Annotated in this window: 28 protein-coding genes and 1 pseudogene; 19 read left to right on the top strand and 10 right to left on the bottom strand. The window is 35.0% G+C overall.

The features are described from left to right. Positions 1 to 2 precede the first annotated feature (2 nt). From EAG08_RS18290 to EAG08_RS18355, 16 genes and pseudogenes are all read left to right on the top strand, one after another. Entirely contained in the window at positions 3 to 464 is a 462-nt protein-coding gene (locus tag EAG08_RS18290; RefSeq protein ID WP_129536687.1) for a hypothetical protein, read from the top strand. A 64-nt stretch (positions 465 to 528) separates the two neighbouring features. Then, complete coding sequence (locus EAG08_RS18295; RefSeq protein ID WP_129536688.1) at positions 529 to 1,053, top strand: DinB family protein; 525 nt, start codon at positions 529 to 531, stop codon at positions 1,051 to 1,053. 47 nt (positions 1,054 to 1,100) lie between these two features. Beyond that, entirely contained in the window at positions 1,101 to 1,538 is a 438-nt protein-coding gene (locus EAG08_RS18300) for a VOC family protein (RefSeq protein ID WP_129536689.1), read from the top strand. Between the two features lie 76 nt (positions 1,539 to 1,614). Beyond that, positions 1,615 to 2,028 carry an SRPBCC family protein gene (locus EAG08_RS18305; RefSeq protein ID WP_129536690.1) on the top strand — a complete coding sequence of 138 codons (414 nt, stop codon included), beginning with the start codon at positions 1,615 to 1,617 and terminating at the stop codon, positions 2,026 to 2,028. A gap of 35 nt (positions 2,029 to 2,063) precedes the next feature. Further along, positions 2,064 to 2,297, top strand: a complete 234-nt coding sequence (locus tag EAG08_RS18310) for a DNA-directed RNA polymerase subunit alpha C-terminal domain-containing protein (RefSeq protein WP_129536691.1) — start codon at positions 2,064 to 2,066, stop codon at positions 2,295 to 2,297. An 88-nt stretch (positions 2,298 to 2,385) separates the two neighbouring features. Continuing rightward, positions 2,386 to 3,249 (top strand): VOC family protein, encoded by an 864-nt coding sequence (locus EAG08_RS18315; protein WP_129536692.1) that lies wholly within the window; start codon positions 2,386 to 2,388, stop codon positions 3,247 to 3,249. A gap of 113 nt (positions 3,250 to 3,362) precedes the next feature. Next, positions 3,363 to 3,491 (top strand): hypothetical protein, encoded by a 129-nt coding sequence (locus tag EAG08_RS22775; RefSeq protein ID WP_262696760.1) that lies wholly within the window; start codon positions 3,363 to 3,365, stop codon positions 3,489 to 3,491. 52 nt (positions 3,492 to 3,543) lie between these two features. Continuing rightward, positions 3,544 to 3,690 (top strand): hypothetical protein, encoded by a 147-nt coding sequence (locus tag EAG08_RS22400; RefSeq protein WP_228446641.1) that lies wholly within the window; start codon positions 3,544 to 3,546, stop codon positions 3,688 to 3,690. Beyond that, the gene (locus tag EAG08_RS18320) at positions 3,687 to 3,971 is read left to right on the top strand and encodes a hypothetical protein (RefSeq protein ID WP_228446642.1); all 285 of its coding nucleotides are present in this window, start codon (positions 3,687 to 3,689) and stop codon (positions 3,969 to 3,971) included. Before EAG08_RS22400 ends, EAG08_RS18320 begins: the two co-directional genes overlap by 4 nt. A gap of 122 nt (positions 3,972 to 4,093) precedes the next feature. Next, positions 4,094 to 4,537, top strand: coding sequence for an SRPBCC family protein (locus EAG08_RS18325; RefSeq protein WP_129536693.1), 444 nt, complete (start codon positions 4,094 to 4,096; stop codon positions 4,535 to 4,537). A gap of 23 nt (positions 4,538 to 4,560) precedes the next feature. After that, positions 4,561 to 5,019 (top strand): hypothetical protein, encoded by a 459-nt coding sequence (locus EAG08_RS18330; RefSeq protein WP_129536694.1) that lies wholly within the window; start codon positions 4,561 to 4,563, stop codon positions 5,017 to 5,019. Positions 5,020 to 5,194: 175 nt separating this feature from the next. After that, positions 5,195 to 7,197 (top strand): annotated as a pseudogene (locus tag EAG08_RS18335) (prolyl oligopeptidase family serine peptidase). 339 nt (positions 7,198 to 7,536) lie between these two features. Further along, complete coding sequence (locus EAG08_RS18340) at positions 7,537 to 8,091, top strand: RNA polymerase sigma factor (protein ID WP_129536695.1); 555 nt, start codon at positions 7,537 to 7,539, stop codon at positions 8,089 to 8,091. 11 nt (positions 8,092 to 8,102) lie between these two features. Further along, positions 8,103 to 8,441, top strand: coding sequence for a hypothetical protein (locus EAG08_RS18345; RefSeq protein WP_129536696.1), 339 nt, complete (start codon positions 8,103 to 8,105; stop codon positions 8,439 to 8,441). Positions 8,442 to 8,530: 89 nt separating this feature from the next. Beyond that, the gene (locus EAG08_RS18350) at positions 8,531 to 8,800 is read left to right on the top strand and encodes a hypothetical protein (protein WP_129536697.1); all 270 of its coding nucleotides are present in this window, start codon (positions 8,531 to 8,533) and stop codon (positions 8,798 to 8,800) included. A 429-nt stretch (positions 8,801 to 9,229) separates the two neighbouring features. Then, a complete protein-coding gene (locus EAG08_RS18355) occupies positions 9,230 to 9,880 on the top strand; it encodes a DnaJ domain-containing protein (RefSeq protein ID WP_129536698.1) in 651 nt (216 codons plus the stop codon). Between the two features lie 4 nt (positions 9,881 to 9,884). On the opposite strand, the gene EAG08_RS21485 is transcribed toward EAG08_RS18355, so the two are convergent. Beyond that, the gene (locus EAG08_RS21485) at positions 9,885 to 10,040 is read right to left on the bottom strand and encodes a hypothetical protein (protein WP_164998597.1); all 156 of its coding nucleotides are present in this window, start codon (positions 10,038 to 10,040) and stop codon (positions 9,885 to 9,887) included. Between the two features lie 442 nt (positions 10,041 to 10,482). Here EAG08_RS21485 and gcvP point away from each other — a divergent pair, with 442 nt between their 5' ends. Then, the gene (gene gcvP, locus EAG08_RS18360) at positions 10,483 to 13,341 is read left to right on the top strand and encodes an aminomethyl-transferring glycine dehydrogenase (RefSeq protein ID WP_129536699.1); all 2,859 of its coding nucleotides are present in this window, start codon (positions 10,483 to 10,485) and stop codon (positions 13,339 to 13,341) included. 212 nt (positions 13,342 to 13,553) lie between these two features. Here the strand turns inward: gcvP and EAG08_RS18365 are convergent, their stop codons facing one another. Continuing rightward, entirely contained in the window at positions 13,554 to 14,567 is a 1,014-nt protein-coding gene (locus EAG08_RS18365) for a hypothetical protein (protein WP_129536700.1), read from the bottom strand. 310 nt (positions 14,568 to 14,877) lie between these two features. Further along, the gene (locus tag EAG08_RS18370; protein ID WP_228446643.1) at positions 14,878 to 15,654 is read right to left on the bottom strand and encodes a LuxR C-terminal-related transcriptional regulator; all 777 of its coding nucleotides are present in this window, start codon (positions 15,652 to 15,654) and stop codon (positions 14,878 to 14,880) included. A 511-nt stretch (positions 15,655 to 16,165) separates the two neighbouring features. On the opposite strand from EAG08_RS18370, the gene EAG08_RS18375 reads away from it, so the two are divergent. Next, on the top strand, positions 16,166 to 19,168 hold the full coding sequence (locus tag EAG08_RS18375) for a LamG-like jellyroll fold domain-containing protein (RefSeq protein ID WP_129536701.1): 3,003 nt from the start codon (positions 16,166 to 16,168) through the stop codon (positions 19,166 to 19,168). Positions 19,169 to 20,089: 921 nt separating this feature from the next. Here the strand turns inward: EAG08_RS18375 and EAG08_RS18380 are convergent. The 3 genes from EAG08_RS18380 to EAG08_RS18390 form a co-directional block, all read right to left on the bottom strand. Next, entirely contained in the window at positions 20,090 to 20,635 is a 546-nt protein-coding gene (locus EAG08_RS18380) for a hypothetical protein (protein ID WP_129536702.1), read from the bottom strand. A gap of 170 nt (positions 20,636 to 20,805) precedes the next feature. Beyond that, entirely contained in the window at positions 20,806 to 21,117 is a 312-nt protein-coding gene (locus tag EAG08_RS18385; RefSeq protein ID WP_129536703.1) for a nuclear transport factor 2 family protein, read from the bottom strand. Between the two features lie 20 nt (positions 21,118 to 21,137). Then, positions 21,138 to 21,932, bottom strand: coding sequence for an SDR family oxidoreductase (locus EAG08_RS18390; RefSeq protein ID WP_129536704.1), 795 nt, complete (start codon positions 21,930 to 21,932; stop codon positions 21,138 to 21,140). A gap of 182 nt (positions 21,933 to 22,114) precedes the next feature. Here EAG08_RS18390 and EAG08_RS18395 point away from each other — a divergent pair, with 182 nt between their 5' ends. Next, complete coding sequence (locus tag EAG08_RS18395) at positions 22,115 to 22,426, top strand: winged helix-turn-helix transcriptional regulator (protein ID WP_228446644.1); 312 nt, start codon at positions 22,115 to 22,117, stop codon at positions 22,424 to 22,426. A 25-nt stretch (positions 22,427 to 22,451) separates the two neighbouring features. On the opposite strand, the gene EAG08_RS18400 is transcribed toward EAG08_RS18395, so the two are convergent. The 4 genes from EAG08_RS18400 to EAG08_RS18415 form a co-directional block, all read right to left on the bottom strand. Continuing rightward, complete coding sequence (locus EAG08_RS18400; RefSeq protein ID WP_129536706.1) at positions 22,452 to 22,913, bottom strand: DUF5063 domain-containing protein; 462 nt, start codon at positions 22,911 to 22,913, stop codon at positions 22,452 to 22,454. A 63-nt stretch (positions 22,914 to 22,976) separates the two neighbouring features. Continuing rightward, the gene (locus EAG08_RS18405) at positions 22,977 to 23,348 is read right to left on the bottom strand and encodes a hypothetical protein (protein ID WP_129536707.1); all 372 of its coding nucleotides are present in this window, start codon (positions 23,346 to 23,348) and stop codon (positions 22,977 to 22,979) included. 4 nt (positions 23,349 to 23,352) lie between these two features. Next, positions 23,353 to 24,087, bottom strand: coding sequence for a YggS family pyridoxal phosphate-dependent enzyme (locus tag EAG08_RS18410; RefSeq protein WP_129536708.1), 735 nt, complete (start codon positions 24,085 to 24,087; stop codon positions 23,353 to 23,355). Position 24,088: 1 nt separating this feature from the next. Further along, positions 24,089 to 24,802 carry an AAA family ATPase gene (locus EAG08_RS18415; RefSeq protein ID WP_129536709.1) on the bottom strand — a complete coding sequence of 238 codons (714 nt, stop codon included), beginning with the start codon at positions 24,800 to 24,802 and terminating at the stop codon, positions 24,089 to 24,091. Positions 24,803 to 24,971: the final 169 nt, after the last annotated feature.

Here is a 24,971-nt window from a genome sequence, read left to right on the forward strand (position 1 = left end):
AAATGGAAACACAATCGAACGATATTGAAATTTTAAAATTTTTGATATTCAGTAATTACAAAGTGATTTCGATGAATATTAATGATATCTCAAACGAAGAAGCAATGATTTTTCCTAATGGTGAAGCGAATTGTATGAATTGGATTTTAGGGCATTTAATTTACATAAGAAATGCTTTTCTGAATATTTTGGGTGAAGAATCGGTTTGGGAAAATGAAAAATTTTCATGCTACAACAGAGGGGAAATTCCTTTGAACAGAAAAGATGAATTTGTAAGTTTTGAAGAATTAAAATCTTACTTAAAAGAATCTCAGAATAAGTTTGAAATAAAACTGAATAGTCTTGAAAGCCTTGATTCTGCAATAATTAATGATATTTCAGGATTATCTCTTCACGAAATTTACCACAGCGGTCAATTCGGGTATCTCAGAAGGATTTTAGGAAAACCTGGAGCTGTAAAATAAAATCTGCAAGAGAAATTTAAAAATGAATTTCATACAATTCACAAACAACATTAAACTACACAAAATGGACACACCAAAATCACAAAAACTAGACATCATCATTCCTGCGTTTCGTGGTCACAGCCAGAATTTTTTGATGGTTCTTGAAGGAGTTTCTGAAGAAGATGCTTTGAAAAGAATTGAAGGCAGAACCAATCACATCGTTTGGATGGTAGGGAACTTTCTCGATATGCGCTACGCCATGGGAAATGTACTTGGAATTGAAGAAGAATTTGAATTTAAAGATTATTTCTTTCAGGGAAAAGCTTTGGATGAGAGTTTAAACTATCCAACGTTAGAACAACTTAAGAACAGTTTTCATGAAATTTCACCTTTAGTTTATCAAAAATTGCTTGAAGTTTCTGATGAAGATTTAGAAAAAGATTTTCCGATGGGAATGAATATCGAATTTTTCCCTGAAAATGTTCTGAATTTCGTCGGAATGTGCATAGGACGTGAAGATTATCTGTGCGGACAAATCGGACTGATGCGAAGAATTCTCAATTACGAAGGAATGAAATATGACTTTGATGAGAATATGAAATATTAAAAATTCAATTTTATTTAAACCTAAACCTAAACCTAAATCTTAAAATCATGGCAAAATTAAATCCATACCTCAATTTTGATGGTACAGCAGAAGAAGCATTCAATTTTTACAAAACTGTTTTCGGTGGCGAATTCGTTGGCGGAGTCCACAAAATGGGGAATGCTCCCGGAACTGAAAATCTCTCAGAGGAAGAGAAAAACAGAGTAATGCACATCGCACTTCCGGTGGGCAGCGACCTTTTGATGGCATCAGACATTGTGCCGTCGTTTGGACAGAATTTAAAGGTAGGAAACAATAATTATGTTTCTATTTTTCCGGATTCGAGAGAAGATGCGGACAGAATTTTTAAGGTGCTTTCTGAAGGCGGAAATATTGAAATGCCTCTTGAAGACCAATTTTGGGGTGATTATTTCGGTAGTTTTCAGGATAAATTCGGAGTATATTGGATGATCAATTTTTCTACCGATCAAGGCTACGAAGGATAAAAAATATTCTATATTTAATGAATCTAAGGGTAGCTGAAAGTTGCCCTTCTTTTAACTTAGAAAAAACAAGAAACAAATGGATAAAATTAACATCGACATCACAATTTTAGCTCTCGTAGAAAAGGTTTGGGATTATTATAATGAGCCTAAACATATTGTGAAATGGAATTTCGCTCACGAAAGCTGGGAATGTCCAAGTTCTGAAAATGATCTTAGAGTCGGCGGGAAATTCAATAATAGAATGGAAGCCAAAGACGGAAGTTTCGGATTTGATTTTGTAGGAGTTTATGATGAAGTTGTAGAATATGAATTGATTAAATATCACATGGAAGACGGCAGAAACGTAGAAATCGTTTTTGAAAGGATAGATGAAAATACGACGAATGTTAAGATCAGTTTCGATCCTGAAAAGCAAAACTCTGTAGAAATGCAGCGTGATGGCTGGTATGCGATACTCAACAACTTCCATAAATATGTGGAAAATCATTAAAAATAATTTTTCGACTTATGATCAATTTAGTGATAATGGCAAAGTTTTTAAAACCCATTTGTACTGAGCGTCATGTCGTTTCAAATGATTTTTTGAAGGGAATTATTGCAATGCCCGCAAGAAGAACTTTAGAAAAAGAAAAAATAGATTCTTTAGAAAAACTTTCAGATTACTCAGAAAGTGAGCTCTTGCAGTTTCATGGATTTGGGAAAAATACGATGCAGAAGTTGAAAGTTTACATGAAAAATAATGATGCTTTTTTAAAGTAACATTGAGATATTTTAACCACAAAAACACAATTATATCGCAGGTAATACATTGTGAAATTTATGATTTGTGTTTTTAAAAAATAAAATTATGAATAACGACATTTTTCCTTGCCTCTGGCACAATGAAGATGCCAAAGAGGCAGCAGAATTTTACTGTAAAGTATTTAACGGAAAAATTACGGCAGATACACCGGTTGTAATGAATATTGACCTTTTCGGTCAAAAAATAATGCTTTTAAACGGCGGTCCGCAGTTTGAAAAAAATGCCTCGGTCTCTTTTATGGTCCTATGCGAAACTGATGATGAGGTTCAAAATTATTGGAATCAGTTATCAGATGGAGGAATCGTTCTGATGGAGCTAGGTAAATATCCTTGGAGTGAAAAATATGGTTGGGTTCGAGACAAATTTGGCTTGACATGGCAATTGTATTTGGGTGAAAAACAGGGCGAACAAAAAATTATCCCAACCTTAATGTTTATTCACCAAAATAACGGAAAGGCAATGGAAGCAATGGATTTTTACACCCATGTTTTCCCGAATTCAAAGATTGGCGGAGTTTTGAAATATGGAGACGGTGTCGGAAATGAAAGTCATGAAGTTCCGGAAAATGTACAACATGCACACTTCGAAATTGATGGGTACAGCTTCTTCTGTATGGATAATTCTTATGACCACAAATTTGATTTTAATGAAGGAATTTCTATGGTTGTGATGACCGATAATCAGGAAGAAACCGATGATCTGTGGAATGCTCTCACGTCGGATGGAGGTCGTGAAAGTATGTGTGGTTGGCTGAAAGATCAATTTGGAATGAGCTGGCAAATTGTTCCAAAAAAATTAATTGAATTAATGAGTGATTCTGACCAGCTGAAAGCTCAAAAAGTCGTTCAGGCAATGATGAAAATGCAGAAAATTGTGATTAAGGATTTGGAAAACGCCTACAACTCTTAGTTTTTTAGCTGAAAGTTTTTTTGGGAAATGTCATCTACAACATCCTGCTTCAATCTTCCAATTTTTTCTCTTCGGCTTGCTGTTTGTTGTTACTAATGAAAAAAGATTTGCTTATGAAGACACAGAACAAGTCAAAATCATTATCGAAAGTTCCAAGAGACGGATTGTATCCCGAGATTAAAGCTTTATTACCGGTGAAATTATTCACGTCAACGGCGGTGATTTTATCGGCGGATAATTAATTTTAACACTTAACACTTAACACTTAACACTTAACACCTAACACCAAAATATATGGAAACCTTAGAATACACTATCGAAATTAATGCAGCTCCAGAAAAAGTTTGGACAGTACTATGGGACGACTTCAGCTACAGGCAATGGACTTCAGCTTTTACAAAAGGTTCGTTTTATGTAGGAACTTGGGGGAGGAAAGTATGATGAAATTTTTTGATCCTAATAACAACGGTATGTACAGCCGTGTTTTAAAAAATAACCCAAACAAAGAAATGACTTTTCTTCATCTGGGCGAAATTTATGATGGAGTAGAAGTTCCACAGGATTGGGGTGATGCCACAGAATCTTACATTTTGCAAGAAACTGAAGAAGGAACTAAACTGATTGCAAGAATTAACACATCGGAAGAATTCAAAGATTTTTTCGAAGACAAATTTCCAAATGCGCTTCAAAATGTAAAACATTTATCTGAAAATCAATTATAAATTTTTAACACGAATATCTCAAATTATTTTCACAAATTCACAAATTCACAAGATTATTAGTGTTATTTGTGCAAAAAATTAGTTTTATTCGTGTTTAAATATAAATCATAAAAACTTAAAATATGGAAACATTATCTTATGAAACTATTATCAATGCACCTAAGCAAAAAGTCTGGAACGTACTATTTGGAAAAGAAACTTACAGTGAATGGACCCAATTTTTCGGTCCTGGTTCACAAATGAAAACTGACTGGAAAGTGGGCGGAAAAACCTATTTTGTGAATCCTAAAGGCGCCGGAATGGTTTCTACCATCGATAGTATTGAAGAACCCGACCAGATGATTTTCAAACACCTCGGAATGGTTGATGAAAATGGAGTAGAAGATACAGAAAGCATGGAAATCAAGCAGTGGAGCGGTTGTTTTGAAAAATATATTCTCATAGATTATGATGGTAAAACCAAACTTCATGTGGAAGTACAAACCGAGAAAGATTGGGAAGAGCACATGAATACCGGATTTACAAAAGGCTTGGAAGTGGTGAAGAATCTTGCAGAGACAAACTGATATAATTTATTCTTCAACTAATTATGAAATTACTAAGCATTCTCTTTGCTACCTTTATTTTAGCTTTAATCGGCAGCAAATTCATTCAGGGAAACTGGAATTTTTTGTTTGCTGGAAATTTAGGAATGACCGCTTTCATTGTTTTTACTGGTTTGGCTCATTTTAAATTCCAAAAAGGAATGGCTTTAATGATTCCTGATTTTATTCCAGCTAAATTATTCTGGGTTTATTTCACAGGAATTTTAGAGATTGCAGCAGGTATTGGCTTGATGATTTCTTCAATTCGTGAGATTACTGCAATTTTAATGATTATTTTTTATATTTTGGTTTTTGTAGCCAATGTCAATTCATCCAAAAAGAATGTCAATATTTTCAAAGGTGATTATTCAGGTCCCGGAATGGCTTATTTGTACAAAGAAAGAATTCCGATGCAGATTATTTTAATCGCATGGACTTGGTATTTTGGAATTTATTTAAATTAAATCAGACAGATTTAAAAAACATATAAAACGGAAAGTATTTTACTTTCCGTTTTTTTATCAATAACTTCACTATTTTGAGAAAAGGATGTAACAATTTTGAGTTTAAGTTGTCTAATTAATATATGATTGTTTTATCAAAGCAATCGATCATTTTAAAATCAAATCCATAGATATTATGACTACTAATTCTAAATTTTTTGCGACCGCTCAGGTTGTCATCTCAGCCATAATGATGAATGCACAGACTTCCACAACAAAATTGCCCGGTGACCCAACATTGGTTTCCTCAAAGGCTACCTTAGAAAAATTGATCTCGTATGATAAAGGAAACTTTAAATACAAGGTTGAGGATTATTTTGCAAGACCCAAAGCCTCACAGTTTAAAATCTCGCCAGACGGAAAATATTTGTCTTATAAAGAAAAGGATAAAGACAGCAAAAATCATGTTTTTGTAAAAGACCTAGCAACGGGAAAAGCAACCAAAGCGCTTGTTGAAAAAGAAGATCTGATCAGAAGTTACGGTTGGCTCAATAAAAAGCGTCTTTTTTATACTCAGGATAAAAGCGGAAATGAAAATCTTCACTTGTACGCAGCAGATATTGATGGAAAAAATCTTAAAGATCTTACGCCTTTTGATGGTGTAACCATTGGTTTGGTACAGATCATAAAAGATACTGATTATGTTGTGGTCACCATGAATAAAAACAACAAGCAGATTTTTGAGCCTTTCAAAATAAATTTTGTTACGGGTGAAATGACTCAGCTTTTTGAAAATAAAGACCCTAAAAACCCTATTGACGGTTACCTTTTTGATAAAGAAGGAAATTTAAGAGGCTATACGATTTTAGAAAACGGATTAACAACAAAGACATATTACAAGAATTTACAATCGGGTAAGTTTGATCTTCTTAAATCAACAGATTGGAAAGATACTTTCAGTATCATGAGATTCAATGATAACTCAAAAATAAAGATGAGGCGTATGTTGTTACGAATTTAGATAGTGATAAGTCGAGAATTGTTCTGTATGATTTAAAGAAAAATGCTGTTATTAAAGAGGTTTATTCAAATCCAACTTTTGATGTGAGCTCTGTAAGCATGGCTGGTAAAAACAGAAATTACGAATTAGATTATATCAGTTATAACGGAATCAAAAATGAAATCATTCCTGTAAGTCAATTTTATAAGGAAATTGATACTCAGTTAAAATCGGAATTTGGTGACAAACAGTTTTATGTAGTTTCTTCGGATGATAGCGATTCTAAGCTTTTAGTGGTTGTTGACAGTGACAAATTATACGGAAAATATTATGAGTATGATGTAAAATCTAAAAAATTAAAACTTCTTGTCGACCTTATGCCTCAGTTAAAAGAAGAGGATATGGCAGAAATGAGACCTATCGAATTCAAAAGCAGAGATGGACTGACCATTCATGGGTATATTACATTGCCAAAAGCTGCTGTTGATGGTCAGAAAGTTCCTTTGATTGTAAATCCTCACGGTGGTCCGCAGGGAATCAGAGATGATTGGGGATTCAATCCGGAAACTCAATTATTTGCAAGTCGTGGGTATGCAACTTTACAGGTCAACTTCAGAATTTCTGGTGGATATGGTAAAGAGTTTCAGAATTCGGGCTACAAACAAATCGGGAGAAAAGCAATGGATGATGTGGAAGACGGAGTGAAATATGCTATCTCGCAAGGTTGGGTCGATAAGGATAAAATTGCCATCTATGGCGGAAGTCACGGTGGTTATGCTACTTTGATGGGATTGATCAAAACACCAGATTTATATTCTTGTGGTGTTGATTACGTGGGTGTTTCAAATATCTTCACATTCTTCGATTCTTTCCCTGAATATTGGAAACCTTACAAAGAAATGGTTAAGCAGATATGGTACGATTTAGATAATCCTGAAGAGGCTAAAATTGCGAAAGAAGTTTCACCTGTTTTCCAGATTGATAAAATTAAAAAGCCATTGTTTGTGGTACAAGGAGCAAATGATCCAAGAGTGAATATTAACGAATCTGATCAAATCGTAAAAGCATTGAGAAGTAAAGGTTTTGAAGTTCCTTACATGGTAAAATATGACGAAGGACACGGATTCGGAAAAGAACCTAACAGACTCGAATTGTACAAATATATGCTTGGTTTCTTCGCTGAAAATTTTAATAAATAAACTTCAACAGAAACGTATAAAAAGGAACGGAAAGTATTTTGCTTTCCGTTTTTTTGTTAAATAACAACACAATTTTCTCACAATATTTCAGCGCACAGAATCCCCCTCTAGAGGAGGTTCTCTAGCCCGGATAGAAACGGTTACCCCGCAGCAAGCGATGGAAAAGCGAAGGAGCGAGGAGTAATAGTGGATAGCCGGATCAGCTCCTAAAAAAATATTGCAACAAAAACACGATTAACAGACGAAAAATTGTAATGTCAAAAAAAATCTCTACATTCATTAAAGTAAAACAAAAACCACAATCGTCATAGCAATATGGAGATTGCCGAGAAAATAACAATGCCACAGAAGGAAAAGGAAAACATTATTTCGCAAACCGTATCAAGTTACGGAGGAAAGCTGATGTCTTTCATTCGTCCGAAAGTGAAAAATACCGAAGATGCGGAAGATATTCTGCAGGAAGTTTGGTATCAGTTCAGCAGTTTGACCAATCTTTCTGAAATTGTAAATGTCGGCGGATGGTTATACCGAGTTACATCAAACAAAATCATCGATAAATACAGAAAAAAGAAAACCGAAAATCTTGAAGATTTTGTCTACGAAGATGAAGACGGATCGTTTTCGATAAAAGATATTCTGTTGCTTGACGACAGCGCCGGACCCGATGTAAAAATGTTTCAGGATGAGATTTGGAAAAAACTGTTTGAAGCTTTGGAAGAGCTTCCCGAAAAACAGAAACTGGTCTACATGGAAAATGAACTGAACGATAAAACTCTGCAGGAAATTGCTGATGAGCAGGGCGAAAACATTAAAACCATCATCAGTAGAAAAAATTATGCAGTAAAGCATTTGAGAAACAGATTGAGACAATTGTACGAAGATTTAAATAATTAGAAATAAATAAAATGAACAATAAATATAAAAAAAGTTGGGCACTATTAATTTTATGTCCGCCCTTGATTTTCCTTGCCGTTGCGCTGATTGTAATGTGGCTTTGGAACTGCATTTTGCCCGAAGTTATCGGTGTTAAAAGTATCAATTATTGGCAGGCAATGGGGATTTTGGTATTGAGTAAAATTCTTTTCGGAGGTTTTCACGGAAAATTCGGAAAGGGAATGCAAGATATGAAAGAGAAACACTTGAGACATAAAATGGAAGGAATGTCTGAGGAAGAAAAAGAAAAATTCAAAGAAGTCTGGAGACAGAAATGCTCAACAGGATTTTTCAACAGAAATAACGAATAGTTTAAAATTTTTGAAGTAGTAAAGTAAAAACTAAAACGAATTCGTCTCTATAAAAAAACAAGAAGTAGTAAAATTTAAAATTTAAGAAAATGAAAAATTCAGTATTAAAAGGTGTTCTTGGAGCACTTGCCGTTGCCGGAGTTGCAATGGTTGCCAAAAAGGTAATTGAAAGAAAAAGATTTGTAAGAGGTATTTTCAACGAATACGGAATCAAAGAAAAATCGCCTTTCGGATTGGCAGACAAAATCAGAGAAATGGATGAGGAGCAGTATCAGGAACTGAAAGGAAAGTTTAAGAAAGAATTTGCCTCAAGATGCTGCAGAAAAGATGCAAGAAAAGAAGAATTTGCAGAAGCATAAATAGAAAGGAACTAAATTGAAATTGTCTTATTCCGGCGCGGGAAGCTTTGCTTCCCGCGCCGGAATTTTTTTGTTGTGAATGATTTTTTGCCACGAATGCACGAATTATTCGGACATTAAAATCAACATAACGTCTGTCATTCCGCAGGAATTAAGCGATTATTTAAATGCATTGCTGAGATTCCTACGGAATGACAAACACGGTGGAAATTCCCAATTTAAAAAATAAAGTTTCAGTATTTTCCGAGTGAAATCATAGATTCGACGTAGTCAAACCCCTTTTCGAACGAAAAATATTCTCAATCATATAAAAAAATATTAGCGCCTTGCGTTAAAAAAGAGATTGCTTCGCTTCGCTCGCAATGATAAAAATCGTGTGTGAAATAAAAGATCAAAGAAAATAAAATTCTTATTTTTGTATTCACTTACATGAAAGATTACTATTATTTTCTCGGTGTTTCTCGTGATGCTTCGGATGAAGACATCAAAAAATCCTACAGAAAACTTTCATTAAAATATCATCCCGATAAAAACCAAAATGATGATTTTTTTGCAGAGCGTTTTAAAGAAATTCAGGAGGCGTACGAAACTTTAAGTGAGAAAGGGAGAAGAATTACCTATGATCAGAATTTAGAAAGTCTGCAAAAAAGTTTCAGATATACCGTTCCACCTTCGATTAAGACTTTTTCGGCAAATAAAATTCATGCGAAAAAAGGAGAGGAGATTATCGTTACCTGGCAGACTCAGAATGCCGATGTAGTCAAAGTTTTGCCGTTTGGTTTGGAAAAAGCGTATGGTGAAAGAGTTTTTAAGATCACAGAATTTAAAAACGGAAAATTCCAGTTGTTGTTGCATGCGACCAATTCACTTTTGCATAAAACCGTCGTTCAGGGAATTACCGTAACAGAGGTTTTTGAATCTGACGGCGAAAAATTCAGGGATAGAGCAGAAGAACTTTTTAAATCACAGCCACGAACTGCAACAAATCCTAAAGGTCAGCCAAAAATTTTCCGCTTAATTTTTGGATTATTGATTTTAGCTCTAGCAATTTATTTTTTAATCAGCAGTCTAACTAACTAACTAACTAAGCCAATTTCTTATTTCCAGGGCATTTTTTGCAACGTTTTCCTTTTTTGAATTTTTTACAGCAAGATTTTTTGTCACCGCAGAACATTTCTTCATTCTTGAAAGAAAATACCGGAGTCAATGGCGGAACTTTAAATGGAGTGATGATATTCATACTGCAAATATATTAATTTAGAATAAATATAATTAATAAAATTTCACTTTTCTTTAAATACTGATTATCAAAGGGTTTGTAAATATTTTATTATGGATTTATAATTAATCCTTCTATTATTTCAATACGAAAACACTTCGTGAGCTTCTAAAAGTGTAACGGCTTTGTGAAACTTAAAAACAGTTTGTATTAAAAAAATCTTAGTACTCTTGGTGTTCAAATAAACGAATGCCATCAATAAATTTAAATCAAAATCATTCCGATAGAAGATTTAAATAAATTCCTCTTTACTACTTGTAATCACACATTGATAAGATTCAAAGCACTAATTATAAAGCCAATAGCAAAAAGCTAATTACTATCAGCTACTTAGGTTGCAAAATCATTTTAAAAATCGTAATTTTACGAATCTTTTTTTTCAAACAAAATCTAATATATAAAAATGAATACAGAGCAGTTTGTGAGCCGTCACATTTCCCTAAACGAAGCCGATAAGCAGGCAATGTTGGAAAAAGTTGGCGTTTCAAGTATCGAAGAATTGATTTCTCAAACCATTCCATCATCTATCCGTTTAGAAAATGATCTGAATATTTCAGAACCGCTTTCAGAATATCAGATGCTGAATCATTCGAAAGAATTGGCAGCAAAGAATACTGATTATACGAGTTATATCGGTTTTGGATACCACAATACCTTGTTGCCATCGGCGATTCAGAGAAATATCTTTGAAAACCCAAGCTGGTACACAGCGTACACGCCTTACCAGGCAGAGATTGCGCAGGGAAGATTAGAAGCTTTGCTTAATTATCAGACTGTTGTGTGTGATTTGACAGGTTTTGCGTTGGCAAATGCATCTTTGTTGGATGAATCTACAGCAGCTGCAGAAGCAATGCACATGTTCTTCAACAACAGAACGAAAGATCAGAAAAAAGCAGGAGCAAATAAGTTCTTTATCTCTGACTTGGTTTTACCTCAAACCGTTTCTGTTTTAAAAACAAAAGCTGAAGGTTTAGCAATCGAAATCGTTGAAGGTGATCACAAAACACATCAGTTCGACGAATCTTACTACGGAGTTTTATTGCAATATCCAGGTAAAAATGGAATCGTTTTAGACTATACAGAAGATATCGTTGAATACAAAAAATTAGACTTACAGGTTGTTGTAGCTTGTGATCCTATGGCTTTGGTTAAATTGAAATCTCCTGCATCAATGGGTGCTGACTGTGCGGTTGGTACTTCACAGAGATTCGGTATTCCATTGGGTTATGGTGGTCCTCACGCGGCATTTTTCTCTTGTAAAGAAGATTATAAAAGAGATATTCCGGGAAGAATCATCGGGGTTTCTCAGGATATGTACGGAAAACGTGCTTTGAGAATGGCTTTGCAAACTAGAGAGCAACACATCAAAAGAGAAAGAGCAACTTCAAACATCTGTACTGCTCAGGTTCTTTTAGCTGTTATGGCCGGAATGTACGCAGTTTATCACGGTCCGAAAGGATTAAATTATATTGCTGACCAGATTCACTTTAAAGCAAATGCACTAAAAGGCGGATTGAAAGCTTTAGGCTATCAGACCGTTGAAGAGCCAATCTTTGACACGGTAAAAATCGTGATGGCTGAAGATGAGAAAGCAAGACTGATGAGAATGATGCTTGATCACAAGTTAAACTTAAACTATTTCACAGAAGGAGTAATCAGCATTGCGATCAACGAAAGTACAACGTTGGAAAAACTGAATGTTTTGATGGCTTCTTTCGCTCAGTTTAAAGACAAGCAGACTTTCAAATTAGAAATAAAAGAAGGATACAGCATTCCTGAAGAAAATCTTAGAAAAGATGAGATTTTGACAGAGGAAGTATTCAACAAATACCATACAGAGACAGAATTGATGCGTTACATCAAACGTCTTGAAAGAAAAGATTTATCATTAACGCATTCGATGATTTCTTTGGGCTCTTGTACAATGAAGCTGAACGCTGCGACTCAAATGTTGCCACTTTCTTGGGATAATTGGGGAGCTGTTCACCCATTTGTACCGGTAAATCAGGCAGGAGGTTATCAGGAAATGATCAAAGAATTAGAGAAAGATCTTTCTGAAATCACAGGTTTTGCAGGAACCTCACTTCAGCCAAACTCTGGCGCGCAGGGAGAATATGCAGGATTGATGGTGATCAGAGAATATCACATCTCAAGAGGCGAAGGTCACAGAAATGTGGTGTTGATTCCTCAGTCTGCACACGGAACCAACCCGGCTTCTGCAGCAATGGCAGGAATGAAAATTGTTGTCGTTAAAAACCTTGAAAGTGGCGAAATTGACTTCGAAGATTTCAAAGCAAAAACAGAGCAGCATTCTGAAAACCTTTCTTGTGTAATGATCACTTATCCGTCAACTTACGGATTCTTTGATGCCAACATTAAAGAAATTACGCAATTAGTTCATGATCACGGCGGACAGGTTTATATGGACGGTGCCAACATGAACGCTCAGGTAGGATATACAAGTCCTGGAAACATCGGAGCAGACGTTTGTCACCTTAATCTTCACAAAACTTTTGCTATTCCTCACGGAGGTGGTGGTCCAGGTGTTGGTCCGATCTGTGTTGCGAAACATTTAGTTCCTTTCTTGCCTACGAATGCTAACATTAAAGTAGGTTCAAAAGAAGCGATTGAAGGAATTTCAGCAGCCCCTTACGGTTCTGGATTGATTCTTAATATTTCTTACGCTTACATCAAAATGTTGGGAACTTCAGGTTTGAAAAAAGCTACTGAGCACGCAATTTTAAATGCAAACTATTTAAAAGAAATCTTAGCAGAACATTTCCCTATTTTATATTCAAATACTGAAGGTAGAGTAGCGCACGAATGTATCGTAGATTTCCGTCAGTTCAAATCTTTAGGAATTGAAGTGGCTGATGTTGCAAAAAGATTGATGGATTACGGTTTCCACGCACCAACGGTTTCTTTCCCGGTTGCAGGAACATTGATGATCGAACCTACAGAATCTGAAAGCAAATCTGAAATCGACCGTTTTGCTGAAGCTCTTATCGCAATCAAGCATGAGATCGATGAGATTGCTAACGGTGAAGCAGATCAGACAAACAACGTACTAAAAAATGCTCCTCACACTGAGCAATTGGTAATTTCTGATTCTTGGGATAAACCATACAGCAGAGAAAAGGCGGCTTATCCTCTACATTGGGTAAGAGATCATAAATTCTTTGCTTCGGTTTCTAGAGTTGATGAAGCTTATGGAGACAGAAACTTGGTTTGTACTTGTGAGCCGATTGAAGCTTATATGTAATTAAAGTTTTTTTAGATATAATAAATCCCTTTCAGTTTTTTGAAAGGGATTTTTTTGGTATTAAAATTGTCTCGAATTGAGCTTAACAGTTTGGATATAATCAAAGTCGAGGAAAACGAAGTACTTCACTTTTGCTAATGTTTATAGAATTGCGCAAGTTCAGCTTTGTATTTTATCCCAGTTTTGGTAATCCCTTATTGTCTAATGGTATTTTAATCTACAGGTAAGTTTATTATTTTTATACATATAAAGTCGCCTGTTATAAACAATATTTTTTCATTTTTATACGCTATAATTTGTGAAATATAATCGCTTCTAATTTGTTTATTGGCATCCAATTCTACTGTAACGTTAATGCTTTGTCCATTTTCTCTATTTAATAATAGTTTTGTATTGGGATTATTATTGAGTAACTTGCCTGTAATTTTATTCGGAATATTCACCCACATTTTAGAAAAAGTTTCTTTTGTTCCTTTAAGGAAAATACTTGGGTTAACTGAAAATCCATTTATACAATTATTAGCCCCCTCACTGACATACGTGTTATCATTCTTTAATACAGAAATTCTTTTTCCACATGTATTATTGGGCAAACTTGCAAAAAATGCCATTGAAAGGTCGTTTTTAAAATTATAGTTTGTACCCAATTTATTCAACATACTCAAATAAAATTCAGTTATTGATTTTTTTTGAGTATTATCTGTCAAAGATTTGTAATCTATTTCAAGACAATAATCGCACTTTTCGCTTGGCTTGCAATCTAATAATGAAATATCTGCATTTGTAGGTAGACTAAAATTGCAAGTTTCAGTTCCGGGACATACTTTTTGAATTTCATAACTTATTTCACGATATACACCATCGACTGTATCAAAAGAACATCCTAAAATAGTACTGCCCCCAATTCCAATTTGTCTTAATTCATAGCCGGGATAATTCGCATCTATTGGGTAAGGAATCCAACTTTCAACAAAGTATTTTTTTATGAAAGTTACTGAAACAACATCGTTAGGATTTTCATTTTTTGCAACCCATTGAAAATGGTTAACTCCATTTATTGTTTTACAGATAGTTTGATTCAAATCTATTTTAATACAATTTCTTGGAATACTACATTTTGGTGGTCCTTTTAAGATACCTGTCCCTGAACTACCACAGCCTTGTAAAAGGATTAATGAAGCTAATAAAATCATATAGTTCATTACTGATTTTGGTTTTTGTATCATGATATTAATTTTAGTTATTTATGGGCATGTCTTTACACTTGCAGGCAACGAGTAGGGGGGCGATGGATATCGAAGCATAATACTTAGTCCCGCTTTTGGCAATATCTTCTTGGTGGGAGTTTTTCTATCTTTATTTTACTTTTTCACAGGTATTTTGTATTCCCATTCACAAGCTTTAGTTTTTGCTTATAAACAAAAACTAAATTGAAATAATAAAACTTTAAGTAAATATGGTCTGTTATTTTTATCTACTCAAAGCTATACCATATATCCAACAAAAAAAATAGCTACTATTAGCTATTTTTAATCTTCAAATCCACCCCTCTTTTATCGATTTACTTAGTAAGTCCAATGGGTTATGAACTTCAGCTTTAGTCAAAATATTTTTCCGATGGTTATGCACAGTATTCAGACTAATAAATAACTTTTCGGCAATGGTCTTACTGTTTTTGCCTTCCAATATGCATTTCAAAACTTCTTTTTCTCTTTTCGTGAATAGATCAAATGACTTAGTGAGCTTCTCTGTAACCTCAATATTATAATATGATGGCTCATCATCAAAGCCAATAATAGAAAAACAAGGTGTACCCTCTTTTTTGATATGGGTAATATCCGTATGCAAGACCAGACTTCTGTAATAGTTATTTTCATCAAATTCGATGGGAACGATTTGATGAAGTAGGCGAATATAATTATTGGTTTTAGTTTTTATTCTGTAATCGTGCTGGAATTTGTAACTGCCTCTTTTTTCCAATGGTAATTCTTTTAGAAATTCTGTTAATTTGTTTTCAAAATTTAAGAAATAAGGCTTATCATTCGGATGAATTTGGTCTAAAAAAAATAAAGCATTTATTTCATTAGAATCGTAACCAAGTATATTTTTAATGTGAGGACTTATGAATTCTAATTCCATCGTAGATACATTAAAAATCATATAGTAGTAATCTCCCGCTTGAAAAATATTCAGCAATTTTTTGTGAAGTTCCAGATTAAGCTCCAAATTTTTTGTGTAAGAAGCATCTTTTAATATTGCTTTACCCCATACCTCAGTGGCAGCTTGATACAGAGATGTTTTAGACTTTTCCATGGTTATTGGTTTTTTAGATGTTTAACTTTCGATGACTTTTATAATTTCAAATCCCACTAAAGCATATTATTCGTAAAATAAACTTTACTGAGCATTGTAATTGAGATATGAAAGGCTTTATCAGATGTAGTATCTGTTTGTGGTGAAAAGTGTTATAGTTTTTAACAAATGTATATTTTATTTTGAATTGAATGTGTATTTTAAACTAAATTATTTCGCTAAATAATATGCAATTCAAGAATAAAGTAAATTATTGTAATGATTATTCAGAAAATTTGTGGCGAAAAGAAATTGCTGGTTCAAACTCAAAATAATAAATAAAAACTTCAGGTTGAAAAACAAATTTTTCATTCATCTCATAAGTTATTTCCAGCCCATTAAAATTTTTTAATTTAGTGTTAATACTATGATTTAAAATCTAAATGATTGATACATAATTGTTCAGCAGGATGGTGCAGGATGCTCATATTTACGTTTGTGATTAGCTTGGTTAACACAAAATTAATATTACATGAACAAGAAAACTTTACTCATTAAGCAAGCTTTAAAATCTTTGCTATTGTGTGGATTGACCTTATCCGCTGCTGGCTTAGATGCTCAGACATTAGCATTTCCTGAAGCTACCGGTTTTGGTAGATATACCACCGGAGCAAGAGGAGCAGCCAATCCTCAAATCTATTTAGTTACGAATTTAAATGACAGTGGCGCAGGTTCTTTCCGTGATGCAGTGAGTCAGCCGGGAAGATTTGTGATTTTCAAAGTGGGAGGGATTGTTAATTTACAATCTGTTGTTGCCGTGGCTGCCAATACAACAATTGCCGGGCAGACCGCTCCGGGAGAAGGGATTTTGTTTTTAGGACCTAGAGTATCATTTTCAGGATCGAGTAATACCATTGCAAGATATATGCGTATCCGTTATGGCGGAACGTCGCAAAATCAGGATGCATCAGGAATTTCCAACGGGGCGAATATTATTCTGGATCACATGACGTTTACCTGGGGAACAGATGAGGTTTTCTCCATCAACTGGGATAACAATGGGACAAGTCCGGATAATATCACCATCCAAAATTCTATTATCGGACAGGGATTACATCGCCATAACCATTCTGCGGGAGGTTTGATGCAGCCGTCTGCCGGAGGAAAAATCAGTTTAATCGGAAATTTATACATCTGTAATAAGACCCGTAATAATAAAGTAAAAGGAATCAACGAGTTTGTAAACAATGTCGTTTACAACTGGGGGAATTATGGAAACACGTACGGACACACTCAGTCTGGAGAAGCGTACATTATGGGCGGTGATTCTGCGGGAAGTTCTTTTGTAAATATCATCAATAATTATTTTATTGGAGGACCCAATACGAGCGGTACTGTTTCTACACCTTTCAGTGTAGGAAACGCCAACTTTAATTTATATGGTTCAGGAAATTATTTTGATAATAATAAAAACGGAGTTTTAGATGGAGCACTCGTTCCTTCTGATTTAACTGGATTTCCTGCTGGAGATATAACGGCAATACAGTCGACTTCTTATGATTATCCGATGAAGAACCCGACACTAACGGCTCAGGGAGCATTTGATAATATCATTGCAGGCGTGGGAGCATCTTATCCGAAACGTGATCAGGTAGATGGTCTGATGATTTCAGATCTTCAGTCGAAAGGAACAACTGCTGCGTATGTGTATGTACAAACTGATTTAACCACTCAATTTGGTTTTACCAATGGTGGTGCAGGTCATATTTACGGTGCTCCGGCTCCTTTAGATACCGACAATGACGGAATGCCCGATGCTTGGGAAACTGCCAACGGACTGAATCCAAATGTTCCTGATGCTTTAAACGTAAGCACTACGAATGCTCCTTATCTGAATATTGAGGTATATATAAACAGTTTACCGAATACACCGGCTCCGGATTTTGTTATCCCTCCTTCTGGAGTGAATTTCACGAATGCTTTGACATCCGGAACTCCGGCTACCAGTTCGTTAACTGTAAATTGGAGTGATAATGCAACTAATGAAACCAATTATGTACTGGAGCGTTCACTAAATGGTACTGCGTTCACAGTTATTGCTACATTGCCTGCGAATACAACAAGTTATAATGAAACAGGTTTAACACCGAATACTCAGTATTATTACAGAGTCAAAGCGACCAATGCTACCGATTCTTCGGTCTATACAGCGAATGCGTCAATCACTACACCGCCAGTTCCGTCTGCTCCTACAAAAGCAACCACTCCAACACCGACAAATGGTTTTAATGATGTGCAGTTGACGAATGGAAATTTATTGTTAAAATGGACGGGCAGTACCAATACCACCAACTACACCGTTCATTTTGGAACAGATCCACAGAATTTAACAAATGTTGCAACAGTACCTTATTCCGCGACACCATCATATCAGTTAACTAATTTAAATACATCTACCAATTATTACTGGAGAATTGATTCTTCAAATGCATTAGGTTCTATAACGGGAGATGTCTGGAGTTTCCGTGCACTGACGCCGAGTCTTGTCGGAAACTGGCCATTCTCAGAAATTCCTTCTTCTGGTGAACAAATTGCAGACGTTACTTCTTACGCCAATAACGGAACCTTAAATGTTGCTTACGATAATGCGAATGTAAGAGTACCGGGAAAAGAAAACTATGCCCTTGATTTGGCAACATCCCCGAACACGCCTTACATAGCGAGTATTCCGCATCAGGATCAGATTTTATTTAATACGAATTCATTTACGGTTTCTTACTGGATGAAAGCTCCGGCAAGTATGATTCCGTCTTCTTCGGCAACCAGTCTTTATGTTTTGTGCAAAGGTTCATTTACAAAGAATCTTACGACAGGAGCAACAGGTAAACGTTTTAATGTAGAAATCAAAGGCGGTCAGTTGAGATATGCGATTGATGATGATGTTACCAAAAAGGAAATCACCTCGCCAATTGCCAATTATTTTACCAACAATTGGGTACACGTAGTGATCCAAAGAGATATTACCACTCATAAAATGAGAATTTACACCAACGGAGTTTTAAGTTCAGAAGGAGACGAAACTGCAGTTACCGGAATTGGTGAAGCAAGTGCTTTGGTGATCGGGAATATCGGTGAACTTGAATTTTCGGCAAGTACTAATGCTCCGGCTCCTTACAAAGGTGCATTTGATGAGTTGAAAATGTACAATTACGCATTATCTCCAACGGAAATATCTGCTTTGTACAATCAGGCAGTGTTGGGTAACGCAGAATTCAGCATCAGCAAAAATGTTGGAAGTGTATATCCGAATCCTGTGAAAGATCAGTTATTCATTAAACTTCCTGAATATAAAAAATTAAGCTTAACGGCAACGGTAATGGACATGACCGGAAAGGTGATCATCAAAGAAAAATTGAATGCTAACGAGAACGGAACATTTAATCTGAATATGGGCGGTAGAAAAGTATCGGGAAATTATATTCTGAATGTTTCAGGAGACAACCTGAACAGCAATTTTAAAATCATTGTTCAGTAAAAAATTAGAGCACACTTAGTTTATTTCATATTACATTAGAAGATCCTTTCATTTATTTGAAAGGATTTTTTGTTTTTTACGCTTTTGAAACCACCCCGTCTTTTCATTCTGAAAAATCCACCCCTCCGAGGGAGGGGAATTTTTAACTCTATCTATGCGCAGCAGCAATTCCCCTCCCTCGGAGGGGTGGCGAAAATTCGAAGAATTTTTGACGGGGTGGTTTTGTTGCTGACATTATGAACGTAATCCTTTTATTTTACCAATTCATATCACTTTGAAATCACGTGTTACATGATTTCTTTGATAACAATTGTTTTTTTTATGTGGAAAACTTTGTTTGCAGTCTTCATCATCTGGTTTGTTAAATCTGCTAATTTTTCGAAAATGTCTGTAAAGTGCTGAAATATAATAAATTGTACTTGATTGCCTCTTCCGTGTAGTTGATTGGCTCTTCGGAGTGATTGATTGTCTCAACGTAATGCTTGAATACCGTTTATAAGCGGTTGAAGCGGTCATCGAACTACTTAAATGCTCTAACGTACTACTTTATCGGTTTTTGAAATCAGCAATTGGTTTTAAAGTTGAGGTTTCTGCTGGATTGAGTATTTGCGGAAGCCTGTATGAGTTAAATAGGAAAACCTCGCAGGGGTGAGGTTTTTATTTTGATAGCCACACGATGCAATCGTACAAGAGCGGAGCGGAGCGAGCTTTCGAAAAACATAAAGTTAAAGTAAGAACAAACGTAGCAAATACTTTTTCATACTACTACTACTACTACTACTACTACTACTACTACTACTACTACTACTACTACTACTTACAAAAAAATGGAGAATTTAAAAGAATGAGCAGTATGAAAAGCCTACTTTTCAATTTTGTATTTCTCACAACATTTTGCCAATACAATTTTGTATGCAGTCTTTATTTTCTATTTATTCTATCTTCTATTTGTTTAATGAAGTTTCCAAATTCTTTGTGTTGTGATAAAAAAAGAACTAATGTAGTAAATGAAGCTATTATTTGTGTTAGTACAACTGCTTTTGCTATTATTGTATTTGGCTTTATTTCACTAGAATTATTCATTATAAAACTAGTTAAAGAATAAAAGAAAAAGTCAAGGAAAATCTCAAATTTATTTCCTTTTGTTACATTCAAAAAATTAGTGCTGTTATTATCATTTATAATCCAATAATAGGTAGAAAATAAAATTGAAATTAAAAAAATAAACTTCAAAACCTCTGAAATTAAATGATATTTTGGTTTCTCTTCATTTACTATATGAATTTTCTCAACAAATTCAATTATTAAGTACATTACAGACATTAATAGGAAAAAGTAAAAGAAAGCTAAATAAAAATAAAACTCAAAGTTTGATAAAATTCCTAAAGATTTATATACAAAGTACATCAAAATTGGAAGTATTAACGTTACGATTGTTGCTTTTGATTTTTCTAATTTTTCTTTCAAGGCGATGTGGTATAAAATTACTTACAACTTTCGGCTTAACGCATTGCGTCAATCCAAACTAATTGCGCTAAAAATAATTAAATATTCAGTCAAAACCAATTTTATTTCAATTTGAAATGAAAAAAAGCCAAAGTTCTCACTTCAGCTTCAATCATAAAATCATTCTATTTTTATCCGGTAATTTTCAATGACTGTATCAGCCCATTATTCAATTCAAAATGGTATTTCAAAACGAGAGGGCTTCCGGGAAATGTTCCTGAGACTTCTGCTGAAAGGATGTTTTCGTTATAGTCTAATGACTTCATAGTGGCTTTGTATTCTTTATTAGCTTTATCAATCCAGTTTTCAATTTCAGCTTTTCCAATGTGGGTTTTGCCTTCATCAAATACTTCCGCATTTTCAGTAAAACAATTTGCATATGCTGCACTGTCAAATTCGTTTTGTGCTTTCACTAATTCTGAGATAATGTTGGGTAAATTCATTTTATTGTATTTTAAGATTATTAAATTGTTGGCACGGTTCCGCCGTCGATTACAAATTCAGTTCCGGTTAAATAGCTGGCTCTTGGTGAAACAAGAAAACCTACCAATTCAGCGACTTCTTCAGGTTTTGCGGGTCTTCCGAAAGGAATTCCACCGAGGGCAGTCATGACGCTTTGGGTGGCTTCTTCGATTGTGGAATTGTTACTTTCGGCGATGCGTTCCATCATTCGTTCGGAGGCGGTGGTCAGGATCCAACCAGGTGATACGGTTAAGATGCGGACACCTTTTGGAGCAACTTCGTTGGATAAACTCTTGCTGTAATTGAGCAAACCTGCTTTAGCAGCGGCGTAGGGAAGAGTACTGTCGTACAGCGGTAATCTTGCCTGAATGGAAGCGATGTGAATGATGACACCAGTTTTCCTTTCGATCATCTGCGGTAAAAAGCCACGGTCTAAACGAACAGGTGACATCAGGTTAGTTTGAAATGATTGCATCCAGTCTTCGTCGGTCAATACGGTAAAACCGCCGCCTTTGGTATCCGAACCGCCGAGATTATTGACAAGAATATCCAGCTTCCCGAATTGCTGAAGGACTTCATCGACTACTTTTTGAGTTCCCTGAGCGGTGCTGAGGTCTGCGGAGATAAAGTGAAGGTTTGTATTTACTTCTTCGGGTGGATTTCTTGCAGTGATGATGACGGTTGCTCTCGCATTAAGCAGTCTTTCTGCGATCGCTTTTCCGGCTCCTTTTGTGCCACCTGTGACAAGCGCGATTTTGCCTGTCAGTTCGTCATTGAAATTAAATTGGTTTTCCATTTTGTTAATTCTTTGGTACAAATTTCTGAAGTATCACCCAATCAGGCAATAACGGAAAATCGAATGGCATAGGGATAATTTTTTCCCCTATTGTACATTTTGGTACATTGGGCTAATTTTACAGTATGCATGAGAGAAAAATTCCCCTGAACTTAAACTGCGGTCTCGACCTGATTGGCGAGGTGCTTTACGGTAAATGGAAAATCCGTTTGCTATGGTTTATCAATGAAGGGCATCTGCGCCCCAGCGAACTGCAGCGCAAAATTCCCGATGCTTCAAGGCGTGTTCTGAATATTCAGCTGAAAGAACTGGAGGAACACGAATTGGTTTCAAAGAAAATTTATGCACAGGTTCCACCCAAGGTAGAATATTTTCTAACCGATTTTGGGAAGACGCTGATTCCTGTGATTTCTGCGTTGGGAAATTGGGGTGATAAAAATGAGGAGAGATTGCGGGAGGTGATTTTGGGGAGAATGGGGAAGGGGAGTGAGTAAGAGCTTGCAAGCTTGTGTTGGCTTATTATTTTCTCTGTTTTAAATAGTTTAACAGATCAATAATATGCTGCTGGGTGTGACCTGAAAAAATAAATTGAAAATACCAAAGTCCGTCATCAGGGCTATTGTTTTCTATTCTCCATTTTATTTCTAACAGATCTAGGATAATATCTGATAGATCGTCTATTGCATCACCGATTGCAATGTTATCTTCTTTATCAGTAATCATTAAATCAAGAGCAATATTGTAAAAACCAAAGTCTGGAAAATTACTTTCAACATTCTTTCTTATATCAGCATATTTGTGTTCATTGTATTCTGCATAATCAGTATTGTCATGCTCATAGCGAATATCAAAATATAAACTGTAAATAGTTATCAGAGATTTTTCTAACAATAAATCTCTATCACTTTTATTGATTTTTAAGTTGGTCTCTAATCCAAATTTTACAATTTGTACTATTGTATGAATCAGTTTTGTTATCATTATTATTTCTTCTGATTGATTAGGGGTTTGCAGTGGCTTGTTTCTATGACTAAAGGAGAATTTTTATTCTACCAAAATTCTATAGTCAAAAATTTCTTTTCTGTTCACTAAAATCGAATCAAAATCATTTCTTTTAAATGACTTTTGTCTGTGAAAGTAATCCATATCTGCGTTGTAAATCTCCAGAATCTTTTCTTTGATTTCTTCATCCCGATTTTGTAGATATTTTTCACAAAGACAAAGAGCCAATTTCTGTTTTGCCGACTCAGATCTCCATTGATTTCCTATCATATTCTGACCATACATTTGTTTCTCTTTTTCCTCATCAATAACATCATATCTCATCTTACAGGATTTAAAATTCACTTCTCCATCATATTTTTGAGTACATGAAAGTAAAGCTGAAAAGATAAAAAGAACTGTAAGATTTTTCATTCGTTTATTTTTTATTTTCATCCCAATAATAAGAATCCGGATAAATTCTCGCTCCGAAAACTGCCGTTCCCACCCTCACAATCGTAGCTCCTTCTTCAATAGCTGTTTCTAAATCACTGCTCATTCCCATGGATAGTTCTTTCATTTCTACGTTGGGGATGTTTTGCTGAATGATTTCCTGCTGTAAATTTTTAAGAATTTTAAAACTTGGTCTTACTTTTTCGGTTTCTGCACTGAAGAGTCCGATTGTCATTAGACCTTTGATTTTTAAAGTATGAAATTTAGAAACTTTTTCAACCAGATCAATTGCGGAATCAGAAGGAATCCCGAATTTACTTTCTTCATCGGAAGTGTTTACCTGAATTAAAACATCCATCGTTTTTCCTTCTGCTAAAAGCTTTTGATGAAGTTTCATAGCGAGTTCAAAGCGATCAAGAGATTGAAGACAACTTACGTCACATTTTAAAATATCTTTAATTTTATTGGTTTGAAGATGCCCTATAAAGTGATTTTGGTGAGGAATATCTTTTAAATCTTCATACTTTTCTTTCAATTCCTGCACTTTATTTTCGGCAATTAAAGTCTCTCCGTTTTCTAAAGCTATTTTTATTCTTTCTGCCGAAACAGTTTTGGTTGCCAGTAACAATTTCACTTCATCAACGTTTCGACCAGCTTTTTCACAGGCGTTTTTTATTCTGTTGTTGATGATTTCTAAGTTGTGGAGAATATCTTCTTTCATTTTAGACTTTGTGTTTAGCTTCCAATTTGTTAATCAATGCTGATTTGATTACGGTAAAAGTATAATCCTTAGCTTCAGCAAACGAAATTTCATATCTCCTATCAATATTTCTTAAATCTTCCGGAAATTTTGCGAGAAGACTGTCGTAAAAAGAATCCAGAAATTCTTGTGAAGGCATTTCGTATTTTATCTTCAGTTGAAAACGTCTGATAATAGCTGTATCAATGATTTCAGCGTGATTGGTGGCGCAAAGTAATAATGCATTTTCGGGATAATAATCAATCAACTGAATCAAAGTGTTGACTAATCTTCTCATTTCACCAACATCTTTATCGTCACTGCCACGAGCTTTCCCGATTTGATCGAGTTCATCAAGGAAAAGAACGGATCGTTCTCTTGCTGCTTTATCGAAAATCATTTTGATGTTTTGTGAAGTTTCACCAATTCTTGATGAAACGATATTGCTGAGGTTGAGGATGATGATATTTTTGCCCAAAGCATTTGCAATCGCCTTTGCAGTCATGGTTTTTCCGCAGCCTGAACTGCCTTCGAGAAGAATTTTATTGTTAACGGGAAGTCCGTATTCCTGCAATTCTTTAGCGTAGGTTTGTTCTTTGATGAGCTGTACAAACTGCTCTTTATTTTTAGGTTCAAGGAAAACATCATTGAGCGTTACTTCTTCTTTGTCTTGAATAATAAGATTGTACAGATTCATATTTTGCTTTGTTTAAACTTTTGTTGTGACAAAGATAATTCTTTAGAATATTTTGGTTGATAGGTGTTTTTTTTAAATATTGTCACTTCGAGTAGATTTTGAAAAAATCGTATCGAGAATTTTTCGATTTTATGATTGTAATTCTTTCACTGGTTCTTAATACATTTTT

The organism is Chryseobacterium sp. 3008163 (assembly GCF_003669035.1).
Taxonomy (GTDB): domain Bacteria; phylum Bacteroidota; class Bacteroidia; order Flavobacteriales; family Weeksellaceae; genus Chryseobacterium.